The organism is Pseudarthrobacter sp. Pseusp20 (assembly GCF_059492155.1).
The window spans coordinates 1,222,644-1,239,708 of the sequence record NZ_CP168521.1 but is presented as its reverse complement, the minus strand read 5'-3'; the positions used below and the strand labels follow the sequence as shown (position 1 = coordinate 1,239,708).

At 66.3% G+C, this 17,065-nt stretch carries 14 protein-coding genes; 5 read left to right on the top strand and 9 right to left on the bottom strand.

What is annotated here, in order from left to right; genetic code table 11:
* Nucleotides 1-5 precede the first annotated feature (5 nt).
* Nucleotides 6-1,301 carry a hemolysin family protein gene (locus tag ACEN9K_RS05865; protein WP_018771373.1) on the top strand — a complete coding sequence of 432 codons (1,296 nt, stop codon included), beginning with the start codon at nucleotides 6-8 and terminating at the stop codon, nucleotides 1,299-1,301.
* 15 nt (nucleotides 1,302-1,316) lie between these two features.
* On the opposite strand, the gene ACEN9K_RS05860 is transcribed toward ACEN9K_RS05865, so the two are convergent.
* The 4 genes from ACEN9K_RS05860 to fdhA form a co-directional block, all read right to left on the bottom strand.
* The gene (locus tag ACEN9K_RS05860; protein WP_495635341.1) at nucleotides 1,317-2,678 is read right to left on the bottom strand and encodes an MFS transporter; all 1,362 of its coding nucleotides are present in this window, start codon (nucleotides 2,676-2,678) and stop codon (nucleotides 1,317-1,319) included.
* Nucleotides 2,679-2,745: 67 nt separating this feature from the next.
* Nucleotides 2,746-3,696 (bottom strand): serine hydrolase, encoded by a 951-nt coding sequence (locus ACEN9K_RS05855; protein WP_495635340.1) that lies wholly within the window; start codon nucleotides 3,694-3,696, stop codon nucleotides 2,746-2,748.
* 143 nt (nucleotides 3,697-3,839) lie between these two features.
* Nucleotides 3,840-4,193, bottom strand: coding sequence for a GNAT family N-acetyltransferase (locus ACEN9K_RS05850; protein ID WP_018771376.1), 354 nt, complete (start codon nucleotides 4,191-4,193; stop codon nucleotides 3,840-3,842).
* Between the two features lie 112 nt (nucleotides 4,194-4,305).
* Entirely contained in the window at nucleotides 4,306-5,517 is a 1,212-nt protein-coding gene (gene fdhA / locus ACEN9K_RS05845; RefSeq protein WP_495635339.1) for a formaldehyde dehydrogenase, glutathione-independent, read from the bottom strand.
* Nucleotides 5,518-5,830: 313 nt separating this feature from the next.
* On the opposite strand from fdhA, the gene ACEN9K_RS05840 reads away from it, so the two are divergent.
* Complete coding sequence (locus ACEN9K_RS05840) at nucleotides 5,831-6,805, top strand: aldo/keto reductase (RefSeq protein WP_018771378.1); 975 nt, start codon at nucleotides 5,831-5,833, stop codon at nucleotides 6,803-6,805.
* A 26-nt stretch (nucleotides 6,806-6,831) separates the two neighbouring features.
* Nucleotides 6,832-7,161, top strand: coding sequence for a DUF6457 domain-containing protein (locus ACEN9K_RS05835; protein WP_026266091.1), 330 nt, complete (start codon nucleotides 6,832-6,834; stop codon nucleotides 7,159-7,161).
* A 13-nt stretch (nucleotides 7,162-7,174) separates the two neighbouring features.
* Here ACEN9K_RS05835 and ACEN9K_RS05830 read toward each other — a convergent pair whose 3' ends face one another.
* Nucleotides 7,175-9,502 carry an FdhF/YdeP family oxidoreductase gene (locus ACEN9K_RS05830; protein ID WP_495635338.1) on the bottom strand — a complete coding sequence of 776 codons (2,328 nt, stop codon included), beginning with the start codon at nucleotides 9,500-9,502 and terminating at the stop codon, nucleotides 7,175-7,177.
* 251 nt (nucleotides 9,503-9,753) lie between these two features.
* On the opposite strand from ACEN9K_RS05830, the gene ACEN9K_RS05825 reads away from it, so the two are divergent.
* The gene (locus ACEN9K_RS05825; RefSeq protein WP_495635337.1) at nucleotides 9,754-11,490 is read left to right on the top strand and encodes a RecQ family ATP-dependent DNA helicase; all 1,737 of its coding nucleotides are present in this window, start codon (nucleotides 9,754-9,756) and stop codon (nucleotides 11,488-11,490) included.
* Nucleotides 11,491-11,527: 37 nt separating this feature from the next.
* Nucleotides 11,528-12,730, top strand: a complete 1,203-nt coding sequence (locus ACEN9K_RS05820; protein WP_018771382.1) for a TerC family protein — start codon at nucleotides 11,528-11,530, stop codon at nucleotides 12,728-12,730.
* 25 nt (nucleotides 12,731-12,755) lie between these two features.
* Here ACEN9K_RS05820 and eda read toward each other — a convergent pair whose 3' ends face one another.
* The 4 genes from eda to manD form a co-directional block, all read right to left on the bottom strand.
* Nucleotides 12,756-13,382 (bottom strand): bifunctional 4-hydroxy-2-oxoglutarate aldolase/2-dehydro-3-deoxy-phosphogluconate aldolase, encoded by a 627-nt coding sequence (gene eda, locus ACEN9K_RS05815; protein ID WP_223993965.1) that lies wholly within the window; start codon nucleotides 13,380-13,382, stop codon nucleotides 12,756-12,758.
* Nucleotides 13,375-14,754: a mannitol dehydrogenase family protein gene (locus ACEN9K_RS05810; protein ID WP_223995121.1), complete on the bottom strand. Its 1,380-nt coding sequence runs from the start codon at nucleotides 14,752-14,754 to the stop codon at nucleotides 13,375-13,377. Before ACEN9K_RS05810 ends, eda begins: the two co-directional genes overlap by 8 nt.
* Before the next feature lie 74 nt (nucleotides 14,755-14,828).
* The gene (locus ACEN9K_RS05805) at nucleotides 14,829-15,815 is read right to left on the bottom strand and encodes a PfkB family carbohydrate kinase (protein ID WP_018771385.1); all 987 of its coding nucleotides are present in this window, start codon (nucleotides 15,813-15,815) and stop codon (nucleotides 14,829-14,831) included.
* On the bottom strand, nucleotides 15,812-17,023 hold the full coding sequence (manD, locus tag ACEN9K_RS05800) for a D-mannonate dehydratase ManD (protein WP_223993963.1): 1,212 nt from the start codon (nucleotides 17,021-17,023) through the stop codon (nucleotides 15,812-15,814). Before manD ends, ACEN9K_RS05805 begins: the two co-directional genes overlap by 4 nt.
* Nucleotides 17,024-17,065 lie beyond the last annotated feature (42 nt).

Here is a 17,065-nt window from a genome sequence, read left to right as displayed (position 1 = left end):
GTGTCATGGACAGCGGCACCCTGGTTAATATCGCTTTGGTTCTCGGTTTCGTGCTGCTGGGCGGGGTGTTCGCGGCGGCGGAAATCGCACTGGTCTCCCTGCGCGAAAGCCAGGTGCGCCGCATCGAGAAATCCGGGGACACCGGCGCCCGGACTGCCGCCCTTGCCCGCAACCCCAACCGTTTCCTCTCCACGGTCCAGATCGGCGTGACCCTGTCCGGATTCTTCTCGGCGGCGTATGGGGCCTCGGCGATCGCTCCCGCCGTCGTACCCCTCCTTGAAGCCCTCGGACTTGGTGCGGCTGCCGGGCCCGTGTCCTTCATCGGCATGACCCTGCTGGTGGCTTTTCTTTCCCTGGTCCTGGGCGAACTCGCCCCCAAGAGGCTGGCGCTGCAAAGCCCTGTTGCCTTCACCCGCATCCTGGCCCCGCCGCTGATTGCCCTGTCGCATGCCATGCGGCCGGTCATCTGGCTCCTGTCGGTCTCGACGGACGCCGTGGTCAGGCTCTTTGGCGGTGACCCGCGCGTCAAGCGGGAAAGCATCAGTTCCGAAGAGCTCTGGGACATGGTGGCCGAGAACGAACTCCTCGAAGAGAGCAGCCGCCACATCCTGGCCGACGTGTTCGGCGCCGGCGACCGGACGCTGCAGGAGGTGATGCGCCCGCGCACGGAGGTGACCTTCATCGACGGTGCCATGACGGTGGCGGACGCCCGCCGGATGGTCAGGGACGGCCCGTACTCACGGTTTCCGGTGATCGGGCGCAGCCCGGATGACGTCCTGGGCTTCGTCCACATCCGCGACCTGATGCCCCGCGACGAGGTGCAGGACCATTCGCCCGTGCGGGACATCGCCCGGGAGATCCTGCCCCTGCCCGGCACCAACCGCGTGCTCCCCTCCCTCTCACGGATGCGCAAGACCAACCAGCACATCGCTTTGGTGGTGGATGAGTACGGGGGCACCGACGGCGTGGTCACGCTCGAAGACCTGGTGGAGGAACTGGTGGGCGAGATCTACGACGAATACGACACCGGCGCCGAGCACGAGGACCGGGTCAACGTGGCCAACGGAACCATCGACGTGGACGGCGGCCTGATCCTGCAGGAGTTCAAGGCCGCCGCCGGAATCGAACTCCCGGAGGGGCACTACGAAACGGTGGCCGGGTTCGTGATGGACCGCCTGGGCCGCCTCCCAAAGGCAGGCGACCGGGTGCAGATACCGGGGTACGTGTTGACGGTCCTCAGCATGGACCGGTTACGGATTGCCCGGATCCGGGTCACGCCGGTAATAGATCGGGGTGACTAGGAGTGCGCCGGCTGCCTAGGCCTTCTGCTGCCGCCAGAACACGGAGATCCCGAACGTCACGGCACAGAGCACCAGCATGGCCAGCACCATCCGCATCCAGCTGTCCTGGTGCACCCCGCCTGATGCGAACACGCCGATCATCACGGTGGCGGTGATCGCGCCCACGTAGCGGCAGGTCTGGTAGATCCCGGCCGCCACCCCGCGGTCCTGCGGCCGGGTGGACACGAACATGCCCTGGTTGGAGGCGATGCTGACCGTGCCGTACGGGATGCCCATCAACGCGGTCAGTACCACCACAACGGGGATGGCCAGCGTGCCGGTCAGCAGCCACATGAGCGCCGCCACCACGGTCAAAAGGACGACGCCGGCAAGCAGCACCCGCCGGACACCGAACCTTCCCATGGCGGAGACTGCCCACGGGGTGGCTACCACGGACATGCCGGCCAGGGGCAGCATCAGCAGCCCCACCACGCCGGGGTCGTAACCGCCGGCTTCCTGCAGCAGCTGCGGGAGGCCGAAAAAGACGAAGTAGTACACGCTGCTGAAGACGGCGAACGCCAGGTACACGAGCATCAGCGGCCGGTTCCGGCCCAGCAGCCGCAGGTTCAGGAAGGGTTTGGCGAAGCGCAGCTCCCGCCAGGCAAACAGCCCCGCGACCACGGTTCCGGCGGCCAGCATCCACCACCGGTAGTCCGGCGCGACGCTCAGCGCAGCCATCATGACCAGGAGAAGGGCCGCGATGAACCCGGCAATCCCCGGGACGTCGGAGTCCCGCACCAGTTCCGCCACGCTGCCGCGCTCCCGGACCTGGTCCGGCGGTGCGGCCTTCCGCACGGTCAGCAACGCCGCGAGTGCCAGCGGGACGTTGACCAGGAACAGCGACTCCCAGCCCACGAAGCCCACCAGCAGGCCGCCGACCACCGGGCCCACCGCGGCTGCGGACGTGTTGGCCATCTGCAGCCGGCCCAGCGGGCGGGCCGAGTCCACCTTGGCCCGGTGCGCCAGAGCGCCCACCATCACCACGGCACTGGGATATGCGGTGGCAGTTCCCAGAGCCATGACCGCCCGTGCCACGCACAGCAGCGCGAAGTTCGGGGCCAGCGGGGCCAGGGCGCAGGTGACGGCGACCAGCCCCATGCCCAGCATGAACATCCGCCGCGGGCCGAACCGGTCGGCGAGCCGGCCCATCACCGGCTGCCCGGCTGCGGAGGCCAGGTAGAACGAGGTGACCACCCAGGTGACGGCAGCAACGTCGAGCCCGAAGTCGGCGCGCAGCACCACCAGGGCCACGGCGATCATGGAGGAGTTCAGTGGGTTCAGTGCCGTGCCCAGGCTGAGTCCGGCGACGGCCAGGGCAGTCCGGGGGTTGTTGCTCACGGTAACAGTCTGGCCTAAAGCTTCCACCGCGGGCGACTCGGCGGGCTCCCGGGCGGTGTGGCGTGCGCTATTTTCCTGCCACTCCCACCGGGAAGAGTGCGTCCTCCACCGCCCTGGTCAGGTCCCGGATCACCTCGGCCTGGCCCTCATCCGCCCCGCCGTCGGGGTTCTCCGTATAGATGACCAGCGCGAAGGTCGAACCGCGGTAGCTCAGGAGCGCGGCGTCGTGCAGTTCCCCGGACACTTCCCCGTACTTGTGGTACACGTCCACTCCGGACCGTGATCCCGCCGGGATGAGGTCCTCGTTGTTGGTGTCCTGCATGTAGCTGAGCAGCTGCGCCGTGTTGTCCTTGTCCAGGAGTTCGCCTGCATAGAGCTTCTTCAGGATCAGGGCCATGTCCGCCGCGGTCAGGAGGTTTTGTTCGGGGTCGTAGGTGATGCCGATGGAGCCCGCGTAGGCGATCAACTGCGGGTACCCCACGGCATCCATCAGCAACAGCCAGGAGTCGTTGTTGCTGTCGTTGACCATGGCTTTGAGTTGGAACGCGGCGTCGTAGTCGCCCATGGGATCCTCCAGGCCCGCCTGCCCGTTTTCCACCAGGTGATAGTAGGCGGCGGCAGTGAGGATCTTGGCCGTGCTGGCCGCGGTGAACGTGTCCTGGTCGCCGAACGTCCGTTCCGCACCTCCGGACACATCGGCGAGCGCCAGCCCAATCCGGTATTCGGCCGCGTCACTGAGGATGTCGTCCACGCTGTCCTGCAACGACGGCGGAGCTGCCGCCACCGGCGCTGCGGGTACGGCCGGCTGGGTGGGGACCACGGCACCGGTGAGTGGCTCGGACCGGACCACGGCCAGGGTGATGGTCCCGACGATGACCAGTACTACCGCAAGGGCCAGCCACAGCAGCCTTCTGTGGCCCCGGTTCCTGCCCGGAGCTGGCTTGCCGTTTGATGGCCTGCCCGGCGGTTGCAGCGGAGCACCGCGGCCTGGTGTGGGCACCTTGGGGTGCACGGACATACAAGGGCTCCTGTCCCGCCTCGGCAATCAAAAACAACACCAGCGCGGCGGTGGGCCGCGCTGACAGATGCTGATTAAATCACCGGCGGTTGGGAGCTTCCTGAAGGCTTGCGGGGTGTTCCGCCGGCTGTAATAGGGATGCGCTAGCCGCGGGCGCGGGCGGACAACGCGCTGTCCAGGAATTCCAGGTGCGCCGGCGCCACAGGCACCACGTTGGCCGAGTATTCCGGGTGCTTTGCAAGGAACTTCTTGATGAACGGGCATACCGGGATGATGCTGCTCCCGGCCTGGACCGTGCTGTCCAGGGCAGCCGTGGCCAGCCGCCCGGCAAGGCCCTGCCCGCCGTATTCCTCGTTGATCACCGTGTGGTAGAAAATCCGCTGCGGCGACTCCCCGCCGTCGTACTCCTTGTACACCGCCTTGCCGATCACGTTGCCGGCGTCGAGGATCTCGAAGCGTTCGCGCCCGGGATTGTGGCGGACGGTGATGTCACTCAAGGGAAACTCCTTCGTTTGCGGTTTGTGTTGCCCGTGCAAAGCCTAACCCGGCCCGGGCAACAGTTATTTCCGCAGCAAGGGGCCCTTGGTGGCATCCCCGCCCGCCGCCGCGTCAGCTTAAGTAGCCGTTGGGATTGAGGACGTACTTGGTGGCTGCGCCGGCGTCGAACTCCGCGTAGCCCTTCGGTGCCTCCTCCAGCGGGATGGCCTTGGCGTTGACGTTCTTGGCGATGTTGACCCTGTCATTCAGGATGGCCATCATCAGCTGCCGGTTGTACTTCATTACCGGGCACTGGCCAGTGGTGAAGCTCAGCGATTTTGCCCAGCCGGTGCCGAGGCTCAGTGACAGTGCGCCATTCTTGGCGGCCTCGTCGATGCCGCCCGGATCGCCCGTGACGTACAGGCCGGGGATACCAAGGGCTCCACCAGCGGCCGTGAGCTCCATCAGGGAGTTCAGGACCGTTGCCGGCGCCTCCTTGGCATCGTGGCCGTGGCCCTTCGCTTCAAATCCCACGGCGTCGACGCCGCAGTCCACCTCCGGGACGCCCAGGATCTGCTCGATCTGGTCCTTCGGATCGCCCTTGGTCAGATCCACGGTTTCGCAGCCGAAGCTGCGCGCCCGTGCCAGCCGGTCTTCGTTCATGTCGCCCACGATGACGACGGCGGCCCCCAGCAGGTGCGCGCTGGTGGCTGCCGCAAGACCCACGGGACCGGCCCCGGCAATGTACACGGTGGAACCGACGCCCACCCCTGCCGTGACTGCGCCATGGAACCCTGTGGGGAAGATGTCCGAAAGCATGGCCAGGTCCATGATCTTCTCCATGGCCCGGTCCTTGTCCGGGAACTTCAGCAGGTTCCAGTCTGCGTACGGCACCAGAACGTAGTTGGCCTGGCCGCCGACCCACCCGCCCATGTCCACGTAGCCGTACGCGGCGCCGGGGCGCGCGGGATTCACGTTCAAACAGATGCCGGTCTTGCGCTCCTTGCAGTTCCGGCAGCGGCCGCAGGCGATGTTGAACGGCACCGAGCAGAGGTCGCCCACCTTGATGAACTCGACATCGCGGCCCACCTCCACCACTTCGCCGGTGATCTCGTGGCCCAGCACCAGGTTGGGCGGAGCCGTGGTACGGCCGCGCACCATGTGCTGGTCCGATCCGCAGATGTTGGTGGCCACCGTTTTGAGGATCACTCCGTGGTTGACCGGGCGTCCCACGTTCGCGGGGTTGACACCTGGCCCGTCCTTGAGCTCAAACGTCGGATAGTCAATGTCGATTACTTCCACCTTGCCGGCTTCTTTGTAGGCAACGGCTTTGTTCCCTGTCATCTATCGCTCCTGTAGTCAGGCGTCCGGTGGGACGGCCGTGATCTGGTTGGGTGGCACATCCCGCGAGGGGAACAGCCCTGGCCGATTGGTGCGTCCTGATATGTGAAGTGGTCAGGCAACGGTTCCGGGTGGGGATTCGCCCAGTCTAGGCACGGCCCACCAAGGGGTCTAGGGGTATGAAGCCCCTTGTTTAGGGGAGCAATCCATGAGGGAAACCCCTATAGTGGCGTACGCTGCACCAACCGGTTCCGCTGCCCTGGAAACGGACGCTGCCGGCTGGTTTCCGAACACGTTCTACCGTTGAGGAGCACCCATGAAAACGCGCACCATTGGACAACTCACAGTGTCCGCCCTGGGCCTTGGCTGCATGGGCATGAGCGAGTTTTACGGCGACGGCGATGAGCAGGAGTCGATCGCCACCATCCACGAGTTCCTGGATGCCGGCGGCTCCCTGCTGGACACAGCGGACATGTACGGCCCCTTCACCAACGAAAAACTGGTGGGCCGCGCCATCGCCGGCCGCCGCGAAGAAGCGGTCCTGGCCACCAAGTTCGGAAACGAGCGCCGCGAAGACGGTTCCTGGGTGGGCATCAACGGCCGCCCCGAATACGTCAGGTCCGCCTGCGACGCCAGCCTCCAGCGCCTGGGCGTGGACCACATCGACCTGTACTACCAGCACCGGGTGGACAAGACCGTTCCCATCGAGGACACGGTTGGCGCCATGGCGGAACTGGTCCAGGCCGGAAAAGTCCGGCACCTTGGCTTGTCCGAAGCATCCGCCGCGACCATCCGGCGGGCCCACGCCGTGCACCCCATCACCGCCCTGCAAACCGAGTATTCGCTGTGGGAGCGGGAGCCTGAAACCAAGGTGTTTCCCGTGCTCGCGGAACTGGGCATCGGTTTTGTGCCCTACAGCCCGCTGGGCCGTGGGTTCCTCACCGGGCAGATCCGCAGCGTGGACGATTTCGCCGAGGACGACTTCCGCCGCCACTCCCCGCGTTTCCAGGGCGACAACTTCACCCGCAACCTGGAACTCGTGGACCGGGTCAGGGAGCTGGCCGACAAAAAACAGTGCACTCCCGGCCAGCTGGCCCTCGCCTGGCTGCTGGCGCAGGGGGAACATATCGTCCCCATCCCGGGCACCAAGAAACGTGAACGGCTGCGCGAGAACCTGGGCGCCGTGGACATCGAGCTCAGCCAGGACGAGCTTGAGCTGCTGGACCAGCTGGCACCGGCCGGAGCAACTGCCGGCGCCCGCTACCCCAACATGTCCACTATCGACACGTAAACGCACCAACGGCGCTAAGGAGAACCATGGCAATGAACGACGACGAAGCACGGGTGCTGGACCAGTGGAGCCACCGGCTGGCCCAGGCACTGCAGATCCTTGACCTCAACATGGACCAGGAGCTGCTCCTTGACCTGGCCCGCAAATCCTCCGAGAACGTCATCCATGCCGCCGCCCCCGTCACCACGTTCCTGGTGGGCTACGCGGCAGCGCTGGAGGCAGGCACGGGCAGCGCCGGGAACAGGGAAGCCGCTGGTGCAGCCATCGAGAAGGCTGCCAAGGTGGCGTTCCAGCTGATCGACGACGGCGCCCACGGCGGGCCGGCAGGCAGCGGGTGGGCGGACACCGGTCAATAGCCGGCGAGAACAGTCAGCCCGCGGCGGTGGGCTCGTCCTCCAGTACCTTCACCGGCTCCAGGCGGACGATGACCGCCTTGGACACGGGTGTCTGGCTGCCCTCGGCCACGCTGTCCAGCGGAACCAGGACATTGGCCTCGGGGTAGTACGCCGCGGCACAGCCCTTCGCGGACGGATAGGACACCACGCGGTAGTTCCAGAGGACCCGTTCCACGTTGTCCCTGTATACGCCACGGATGTCCACGCGCTGCCCGTCGGCCAGCCCCAGTTCGGCAAGGTCTGCCGGATTGACGAAAACCACTTCGCGGCCCTTCCTGATGCCACGGTAACGGTCGTTGTTGCCGTAGATGGTGGTGTTGAACTGGTCATGCGAGCGCATGCTCTGCAGGATCAGGGTGCCGGCGGGGCGTTCCACGTGCTCAAGTTCGTTGACCGTCAGGATGGCCTTGCCGGTGGGAGTGTGGAAAGTCCGTGAATCCCGCGGGCCGTTGGGCACCACGAAGCCGCCGGCCTGCCGGATCTTGCGGTTGTAGTCCCCGCACCCGTTGACCACGCGGGAGATGTGGTCCCGGATGAGGTCGTAGTTCTTCTCGAAGCCGGCCCAGTCGGCGTTGATGGTGTCTCCCAGCGTCGCCTGGGCCAGCCGGCAGATGATCGCCACCTCGGACAGCAGGTTGGGTCCCACCGGTTCCACCGTGCCGTGGGAAGAGTGCACCGCGCAGACGGTGTCCTCCACTGAAACAAACTGCGGCCCGGTTTCCTGGCGGTCGATCTCCGTCCGGCCCAAGGTTGGCAGGATGAGCGCTTCAGCCCCGGTGACTCCATGCGAGTGATTGAGCTTGGTGGAGATCTGCACGGAAAGTTCGGTGTTCTCCATGGCGTTCTCGGCCGTTGAGGTGTCCGACATCGCGCCCACGAAGTTGCCGCCAAGCCCCACAAAGACCTTGATGCCACCGTCGCGCATCTGCCGGACGGTTTCCACGGCATCCGCGCCGTGTTCCCGGGGCGGTTCGAAGCTGAACTCCTTGCCCAGGGCGTCCAGGAAGGCAGGCGGCATCTGTTCCCAGATGCCCATGGTGCGGTCACCCTGGACGTTGCTGTGGCCGCGGATTGGGGAAGCCCCGGCGCCGGGTTTTCCGATGTTGCCGCGCAGCAGCAGGAGGTTGATGATCTCCTTGATGGTGGCGACGCCCTTTTTCTGCTGGGTTATGCCCATGGCCCAGGTGATGATGACCTTGTCCGCAGCCAGATAGCGGGCCGCCAGTTCATCGATTTCCCCGCTGCGCAGACCCGTGGCTTCGAGGACCGCGGCTTCGTCGAGGTTGGCCAGGTGCGCCCGGAGTTCAGCCAGCCCCTCGCAGTGTTCCTGGAGGAAGGCGTGGTCCAGGACGTTGCCCGGATTGGCATCCTCGGCATCCAGCACCCGTTTCGAAACGGCCTGCAACAGGGCCATGTCCCCGCCGATCCGCACCTGCAGGAACTGGTCGGCAATCTGGGTGCCGTGGCCGATGACGCCCTTGACCTTTTGCGGGTTCTTGTACCGCATCAGTCCGGCCTCGGGCAGCGGGTTGATGGCGACGATGTGGCCGCCGGCCTCCTTGGCTTCTTCCAGTGCCGTCAGCATGCGCGGGTGGTTGGTGCCCGGGTTCTGGCCCATGACGATGATCAGGTCGGCCTTGCCGAAGTCGTCGTAGGAGACGGTCGCTTTGCCCACGCCGATGGTCTGGCCCATGCCCCAGCCCGAGGACTCGTGGCACATGTTGGAACAGTCGGGCAGGTTGTTGGTGCCGTAGGCCCGGATGAACAACTGGTACAGGAAGGCGGCCTCGTTGGAGGTGCGGCCGCTGGTGTAGAACGTTGCCTGGTTGGGGTTGGGCAAGGACTTCAGCTTGTCCGCGATGATCGTGAAGGCATCCTCCCAACTGACCGGACGGTAGTGGTCCTCCCCCGCGGGCTTGTACACCGGTTCGGTGAGCCGGCCCTGCATCCCCAGCCAGTACTCGGTGCGCCGGCGCAGTTCGCTGACGGGATGCCCGGCCCAGAATTCGCTTCCGACCACCACAGGGGTGGCTTCCCAGGTGACCGCCTTGGCCCCGTTCTCACAGAATTCGAAGGTCTTGCGGTGGCCCGGGTCCGGCCACGCGCAGCTCATGCAGTCAAAGCCGTCCTTCTGGTTCAGCGCCAGCAGGGTCTTGCGCGAGCGCTCCACGCCCATGTGCTTGAGGGCAGGCTGCATCGAGTGGTAGACGCCGGGCACGCCGGCAGCCCAGGTCTTGGGATGGCCGCTCACCTCAAGTTCGGATTCGTCGGGTTCTTCGACCTTCGGGTTTTCGCGCGCCACGTTGGGTTCTCCTTGCTTGCCGGTCCCAGATGCGCCTGCTGCCCAGCCGTTTCGGTAATTTCCACAGTTGTTGAGGCTGCCCCTGAAGTCAAGGACGGCCGCCGGCCGGCAGGCCCGTGGGCTGACACCCTGTCCGGCCTGCTTTTCCACATACGCCCGAAGGTTTACGACGGCGGCGCGGGGCTGGCGTAGGGTGGTTCCTACGGCTGAAGCAAGCGGCCGCAGTTTTCTTCTGTGCGGAGCCGCTTTCCATGGCCGACGAACCAGCCCTCCGGGCCCTTGCTGAATCACCCTTCTCGCTGCCCCACCTGCGGGACGGCCAATTGGCTGGCATGGCAGCCCTTGCGGACGGCCGCGACGTCCTGGCCGTGATGCCCACCGGATATGGCAAATCCGCCATCTACCAGGTCGCCGCCCTGCACCTGCACAGGACCACCGGACGTCCCGCCGTCGTGGTTTCACCGCTCATTGCCCTGCAGGAGGACCAGTTGGACGGCCTGGCCCAGGCGCTCGGGCCGGATGCCGCTGTGGCCATCAACTCCTCGCACAGAGACGCCGAAGTCGAGGCTTCATGGCAGGCCGCCGAGGATGGCCAGGCCGTGTTCCTGTTCCTCGCCCCCGAACAGCTGGCCAAGCAGTCAACCGTGGACCGGATCAAAGCCCTAAACATCTCCCTCTTCGTGGTGGACGAGGCCCACTGCGTTTCCTCCTGGGGCCACGATTTCCGACCTGACTACCTCGCCCTCGGCAATGTCCGGGAACAGCTGGGCAATCCGCCCGTGGCTGCCTTGACCGCTACGGCCTCCCCGCCGGTCAGGGACGAGATCGTGGAGCGGCTGGGCATGAACCAGCCACTGGTCCTGGTCCATGGCTTCGACCGGCCCAACATCAGCCTCGATGTGGTCCGCCACCATGAGGACAAGGGCAAGCGCAAGGCCGTCCTTGAGCAGGTGGCGGAGCTGGCCGGGAAGGGTCGAGGCCTGCTGTATGCGGCCACCCGGAAGGACACGGAGAAATACGCGGCCAAGCTTGTCAAGGAGGGGCTGCGCGCGGAGGCTTACCATGCCGGCCGTTCCGCGAGGGACCGGGAACACATCCATGAGCTGTTCCTGGCTGACCAGCTGGACGTCGTGGTTGCCACCACGGCGTTCGGCATGGGCATCGACAAGCCGAACGTCAGGTTCGTGGTGCATGCCGACATTCCGGAGTCGCTGGACTCCTACTACCAGGAGATCGGACGGGCAGGCAGGGATGGCGAATCCGCATCCGCCGTGCTGCATTACCGCTCCGAGGACCTCGGCCTGCGGAAGTTCTTCGGCACCCACTCCCCCGACCCCGGTTCCCTCCTGGCCGTGCTGAAGATCCTCAAGGCCGCCAAGGCTCCCGCGCCGAAGGCGTCCCTGGCCGAGCTCACCGGGTTACCCGCCCGCCGCATCACGGGACTCATCAACCAGCTGGAGGAGGTTGGCGCCGTCAGCACAGGCAAGCGGGGCATCCGGCTGACCTCCAAAGCCAAGCTGCCCGCACTGGTGGACGACGCCGTCGAACTCGCCGAAGCCCGGCAGCGCGTGGACCAGTCCCGGCTGACCATGATGCGTGCGTACGCGGAGACGGACGGCTGCCGGCGGCAGTTCCTGCTGGGCTACTTCGGCGAGGACCTGCCGGAGCCGTGCGGAAACTGCGACGGGTGCGCTGCTGCCGCTTCGGGGGACGCGGGGCAGCTGGACGAGGGGAAGGCGGGAAAGAAGTCCCACGCCAAGCAAAAGCAGGGGAAGAAACAGCCGGGCAAGGCGTCCGACGGCGGCGGGCCGGCTTCCGCCGCCGCCGAGCCTTTCCCGCTGCAGTCCGCGGTGGTGCACAAGGAGTGGGGGCCCGGCCTGGTGATGCGGCACGAGGACGACGTCATCACGGTGCTCTTTGAACAGGAGGGCTACAAGACGCTGTCCCGGACCGCCGTCATGGAGCACGAACTCCTGAAGCCCGCTTAGGTAGGCTGGAGGGACCCTCCGACGAAAGGCCCGCCGCGTGGAAGTATCTGCTTATATCTGGACCCTGACCATTGCGGGAATCGTGGGGCTGCTGGCCTTCGACTTCTTCTTCCACGTCCGTAAGGCGCACACGCCCTCCCTCAAGGAATCCGCCACCTGGTCCGCGATCTACGTGGGCATTGCCGTGCTGTTCGGGCTGGCCGTACTGGTGTTCGGCGGACCCGACATGGGGACCGAATATTTTGCCGGCTACGTGACGGAGAAGGCGTTGTCAGTGGACAACCTCTTCGTCTTCCTCATCATCATGGCCAGTTTCAAGGTGCCCCGCGCGGACCAGCAAAAGGTGCTGCTGTTCGGCATCGTATTCTCCCTGATCGCCCGCACGGCGTTCATCTTCCTGGGCGCGGCACTGATCAACAGTTTTGCCTGGGTGTTCTACATCTTCGGGCTCATCCTGCTGCTCACCGCCGGCAACCTGCTCAAACCCGACAGCCACGACGACGACTCCGAAGGCCTGGTGGTCCGGCTCGCCAGGAAGCTCCTGCCGGCGTCGCAACACTACGACGGCGACAAACTCTTCACGGTGGAGAACGGCAAGCGGGTCCTGACGCCGATGCTGCTGGTGATGGTGGCCATCGGCGGCACGGACATCCTGTTCGCCCTGGATTCAATTCCGGCCATCTTCGGCCTCACCCAGAACGTGTTCATCGTGTTCACCGCCACCGCGTTCTCGCTGATGGGCCTGCGCCAGCTGTTCTTCCTGATTGACGGCCTGCTGGACCGGCTGATCTTCCTTTCGTACGGCCTGGCGGTCATCCTGGGTTTCATCGGCGTGAAGCTCATCCTGCACGCCCTGCACGAGAACACCCTTCCCTTCATCAATGACGGCAAGCACGTCAACGTGGTGGAGGTCAGCACCGTCGTCTCGCTGGGCGTCATCCTGGGTGTCCTGGTGGTGACCATCCTGGCGTCCATCTTCAGCCCCAAGGGCAAGGCCAAGAACGCGGTGTCCGGGGCGCGGCGCCACGCCACGGAATACATGGACCTCAACTACGAGACGGACATGGCCGAACGCGACAAGATCTTCGCCAAGATGTGCCGCGAAGAAAACCAGATCCGCAAGCTTCCCGAGAAGTACAAGCGGCTGGTCCGCAACGAAACCGAGTTCATGGAGCTGCTGCGCAACGCCCACGCGGAGCACGACAAAGCCCAGGTCCGGGCTGCCGCAGCCGAGAGCTGACGCCCGGCCGGCTTGCGGGGATGGGTTACCGGCCCAGCGCGGCCGCGCCGCTGGCCAGGCTGGTGATCCGCGCCCAGTCCTTGGCCGCGACGGCGTCCGCCGGAGTGAGCCAGCTGCCGCCCACGCAGGCCACATTCGGCAGCCGAAGGTAATCCGGGGCGGTGGCCAGGCTGATGCCGCCGGTGGGGCAGAACTGCACGTGCGGGAGGGGCGCCCCGATGGCCGCCAGATAGGACGGACCGCCTGCAGGCCCGGCGGGGAAGAACTTCATCGCATCCAATCCGGCTTCCAGGACGGCCATTACCTCGCCCACGGTGGCGACGCCGGGCAGCACCGGGACGTCCAGGGACAGCATGTGCTTGAGCAGGGCCGGGGTGACACCGGGGCTGACCAGGAATGTGGCACCCGCTTGGACGGCGGCGTCGGCCTGGCCCGGCGTGAGGATGGTGCCGGCGCCCACCAGGATGTCCGGCACCTCCTCGGCGATCAGCTTCAGCGAGGTCAGCGCGGAGTCGGTGCGCAGCGTCAGCTCGATGATCTTCACGCCGCCGTCCACCAGGGCACGGGCCAGGGGCACCGCATCCTGGGGGTCGTCGATGGTGACCACCGGGATGACAGGTGAAACGCCAAGGACGCCTGATGCGTCAGCCATGGTTGATCTCATTTCCCAGGCCGTCCGGCCCGTTGGTTTCGATGATGCGGTACCAGTGCAGGAGCAGGTTGCGGAAGCCGCCATGTTCCGCCAGGTCCTGGTCAAAAACGGGCCGGAAGCCCAGCAGTGCAGGCACCACGCTGTCGGCGTCCCTGGCGGCCGGCAGTGTTGCGTTCAGCTCCGAGGCCAGCGGATCGTTGAGGTCGGTTTCCAGGGTGGTGGCCACATGGTGCATCCACGCGGCAATGGCGAGCGCAGCCCAGCGGGGTTCGCGGCCGGCGTCGAGCGTTCCCCTCATGGTGGGCAGCAGGCGCAGCCCTATCTTCTGGGAACCGTCGCTGCCCACTTTCGCGGTGGTGTGGCCCAGGGCGGGGTTGGCGAAGCGGCGGAGCACCTCGTCGCAGTACTGCTCCCCGCCCAGCCCGGCCGGGAGGGTGATGGTGGGCAGCGCTTCCTGGAGCATCATGCGCCGGCAGGCGGTATGGAACGCGTCCACGGCCACGGCGTCGCTGATGGTTTCCTTGCCCGCGGCGAGCCCCAGATAGGCCAGCATCGAATGGCTGGCGTTCAGCAGCCTCAGCTTGGCTGCCTCCCACGCGGCGACGTCGGTGCTGAACACCGCCCCGGCATCCTCCCAGCGCGGCCTGCCGGCGGCGAAATTGTCCTCAATCACCCATTGCTTGAAGGGTTCGGCCACCACGGCGGCTTCGTCCCGAAGGCCAAGTTCACGTTCGACGCCGGCCAGGTCGCCTGGCGTGCTGGCCGGCACCATCCGGTCGACCATGGTGCTGGGGAAGGTTGCGTTTCCTGCCAACCAGACCAGCAGGGGTTCGCTTTCAGGTGCGGGCAGGGCGGCCGCGAAATTCCGGACCAGGGTTCCGGTCAGTTCGCCGTTGCCGGGCAGGTTGTCGCAGGACACCACGGTGATGGCTCCGGCACCCGTGAGTGGCCGTTGCTGCAGGCCACGGACAATTTGCCCGATGGCGGTACGCGGCGGGCGTCCCGAGAGGTCCGCCTGGACTTCCGGGTCCTGCAGGTCAAGGGTGCGGGTTTTCGGATCGAACCGGTATCCCTTTTCCGTGATGGTGAGGGTGACGATCTTTGTGGCCGGTGCGGCGATCCGCTCGACCACCAGTTCGGGGTTGTCGCGCCCGGATATGGCGTCGACGATGCTGGAGACCACACGCAGCGGGGCGGCGTTGCCTCCCCGTTCTGCCACGGTGAACAAGCCATCCTGGGGCGCCAGTTGCCGGGCCACGGTGCTGGAACGCTGGGTGACCCCGATGATCCCCCACTCGAAGTCGCCGGCGGCAAGCATTGCGTCTTCCGTGAAGACCGCGGTGTGGGCGCGGGCGAAGGCTCCCAGGCCCAGGTGGACGATGCCGGGCTGCAGTTTGTCCCGCTTGATGCCGGCGTGGTGTCCGCTGGTTGCCAGGGAAGATGTAGTCAGGCGTTCGATGGCTGCGCTCCTTCGGAGAAGTTCCCGGAGGCGTGCGCCCTGGTCTGTTCGAATGTGGGGATGAAACCGGTACCGCCCTTGCCGCCCACCACCAGCGACGATGCGGCAGCCCCGAAACGTGCCGCCGTCGGGAAGTCGTCGCCCAGCACCAGACGCGCGGTGAGCGTCCCAACGAACGCGTCCCCGGCACCGGTCTGGTCCACCACGGCGGGGGCGGGAACCGCCGGCACCCACGCAGAGCCGGCACCTTGGGCGGCGTCGCCGCTCCATTCGAGCTGGACCCCTTCCGCCCCACAGGTGACGGCAACGTTGGCGGTACCCAGCGAGCGCAGCTTGGCCGCGGCCTCCTGCGGAGAGGCAACGCCCAGCAGGGCATCCGTCTCGCCGGGGAATGACGGCGTGACCAGGAAGGCCTGCGGCGCCAGGGCGGTGAGTGCCGCCGTCGCCTCTTCCACGGTGGTGAGGCGGGGGCGGTAATTGGGATCGTAGACAAAGCGTGTGGCCAGGCCGGCAGCTTTGACGACGGCGGCGCGCGACGTTGGTGAAATGGCGCAGGCGATGCCGCCCGCCACCAGGGCCCCGGCTGCCGCGACAACTTCGGGATCGACGTCCTCCGGGCCCAGGGTGGAACCCACGCTGCCGCTGCGGGCGTAGGAGAACTCGCGTTCGCCGGCAGGATCGCTGTGGACGAGGTAAACGCCCTGCTGGCCGCGCCGGAACTTTAGAAGGTCGGTCGAAACGCCCAGTTCGGCGATACGGGCGGCAATGGCGTGGCCCAATTCGTCATCGGTCAGCACGGACAATAGGCCTACCGTGGCGCCTGCGGCGGCGGCGGAGGCTGCGACGTTGAGGGCGTCGCCGGAGATGCCAAGCTGCGCGGGAACGCCGTGGGCAAAGGGAAGGTCGGTGGCGACTTCGACGAGGATCTCCCCCATCACCACCACGTCAAAGGGTTGGTGGGCTGCAGTGTTCACCAGTCGTGCACCGATCCGTCCAGGCGCCGGTTCACCGGCAGGTACTTGGGGTCGAAGGGGAAGCGTACGGCGGCTTCCTCATTGAACTCTACGCCGATGCCGGGAGCGTCCCCGGGGTGCATGTAGCCGTCGCTGAAGGTGTAGGAGGTGGTGAAGACTTCCCCGGCGGGGTCGCGGTGGCCCATGTATTCCTGGATGCCGAAGTTGGGGATGCTCATGTCAACGTGCAGTGCGGCTGCGAACGAGGCCGGCGACAGATCACCTGCGCCGTGCGAGCCCGAGCGCACGCCGTAGAGGTCTGCGAGGGAGAAGATGCGGCGCAGGTGCGTGATGCCGCCGGCGTGCGAGACGGAGGTGCGGATGTAGTCGATCAGGCGTTCGGTGATGAGCTGCTGGCAGTCCCAGATCGAGTTGAGCACCTCACCCACGGCGACGGGGGTGGTGGTGTGCTGGCGGATCAGGCGGAATGCCGACTGGTCTTCAGCCGGCGTCGGGTCCTCGATCCAAAACGGCCGGTACTGCTCAAGGGAGGCGCCAAGCCGGCCTGCTTCGATGGGCGTGAGCCGGTGATGGACATCGTGCAGGACGTGGACGCCGTAGCCGAACTCCCCTCGGACGTGGGCCATCATTTTCGGTGCGAAGTCCAGGTAGGCGGTGGTCTCCCAGGTGTCTTCCTGGGGCACGTTGCCGCTGGCCGGCTCGTAGAGTCTGCCGTCCACGGGGGCGATCCCGTAGGTCTTGTCCAGGCCGGGCACGGCTGCCTGGGCGCGGATGGCCTTGTAGCCAAGGTCCAGGTGATGCTGGAAGTCTGCGCTGAGGTCCTCAAGGGTGGTGCCGCTGGCGTGTCCGTAGACCATCACGCCCTCGCGGGCCGCGCCGCCCAGGAGTTCATAGACCGGCATGCCGGCCGCCTTGCCCTTGATGTCCCAGAGTGCGACGTCGATGGCTGCGATGGCCGTCATGGTCACCGGGCCGCGGCGCCAGTAGGCGCCCTTGTAGAAGTACTGCCAGGCATCCTCGATGCGGCGGGCATCGCGGCCGATGAGCAACGGGCAGAGGTGCTCGGAGAGATAGGAGGCTACAGCCAGCTCGCGACCGTTCAAAGTGGCGTCGCCGATGCCGGTGATGCCGTCCTCGGTTTCAATTACGAGCGTGACGTAGTTCCGTCCGGGCGACGAAACCACAACCCGTGCGTCGGTGATCTTCACTGGGAGTCCTTCTCATGGTGGTATGCAATGTTCGGTGGCGGT

Bases quoted from the DNA above. Each gene is read 5' to 3' on its own strand.
- ACEN9K_RS05865 (WP_018771373.1), top strand. From the start codon at position 6: ATGGACAGCGGCACCCTGGTTAATATCGCTTTGGTTCTCGGTTTCGTG.
- ACEN9K_RS05855 (WP_495635340.1), bottom strand. From the start codon at position 3,696: ATGTCCGTGCACCCCAAGGTGCCCACACCAGGCCGCGGTGCTCCGCTG.
- fdhA (WP_495635339.1), bottom strand. From the start codon at position 5,517: ATGACAGGGAACAAAGCCGTTGCCTACAAAGAAGCCGGCAAGGTGGAA.
- ACEN9K_RS05840 (WP_018771378.1), top strand. From the start codon at position 5,831: ATGAAAACGCGCACCATTGGACAACTCACAGTGTCCGCCCTGGGCCTT.
- ACEN9K_RS05835 (WP_026266091.1), top strand. From the start codon at position 6,832: ATGGCAATGAACGACGACGAAGCACGGGTGCTGGACCAGTGGAGCCAC.
- ACEN9K_RS05825 (WP_495635337.1), top strand. From the start codon at position 9,754: ATGGCCGACGAACCAGCCCTCCGGGCCCTTGCTGAATCACCCTTCTCG.
- eda (WP_223993965.1), bottom strand. From the start codon at position 13,382: ATGGCTGACGCATCAGGCGTCCTTGGCGTTTCACCTGTCATCCCGGTG.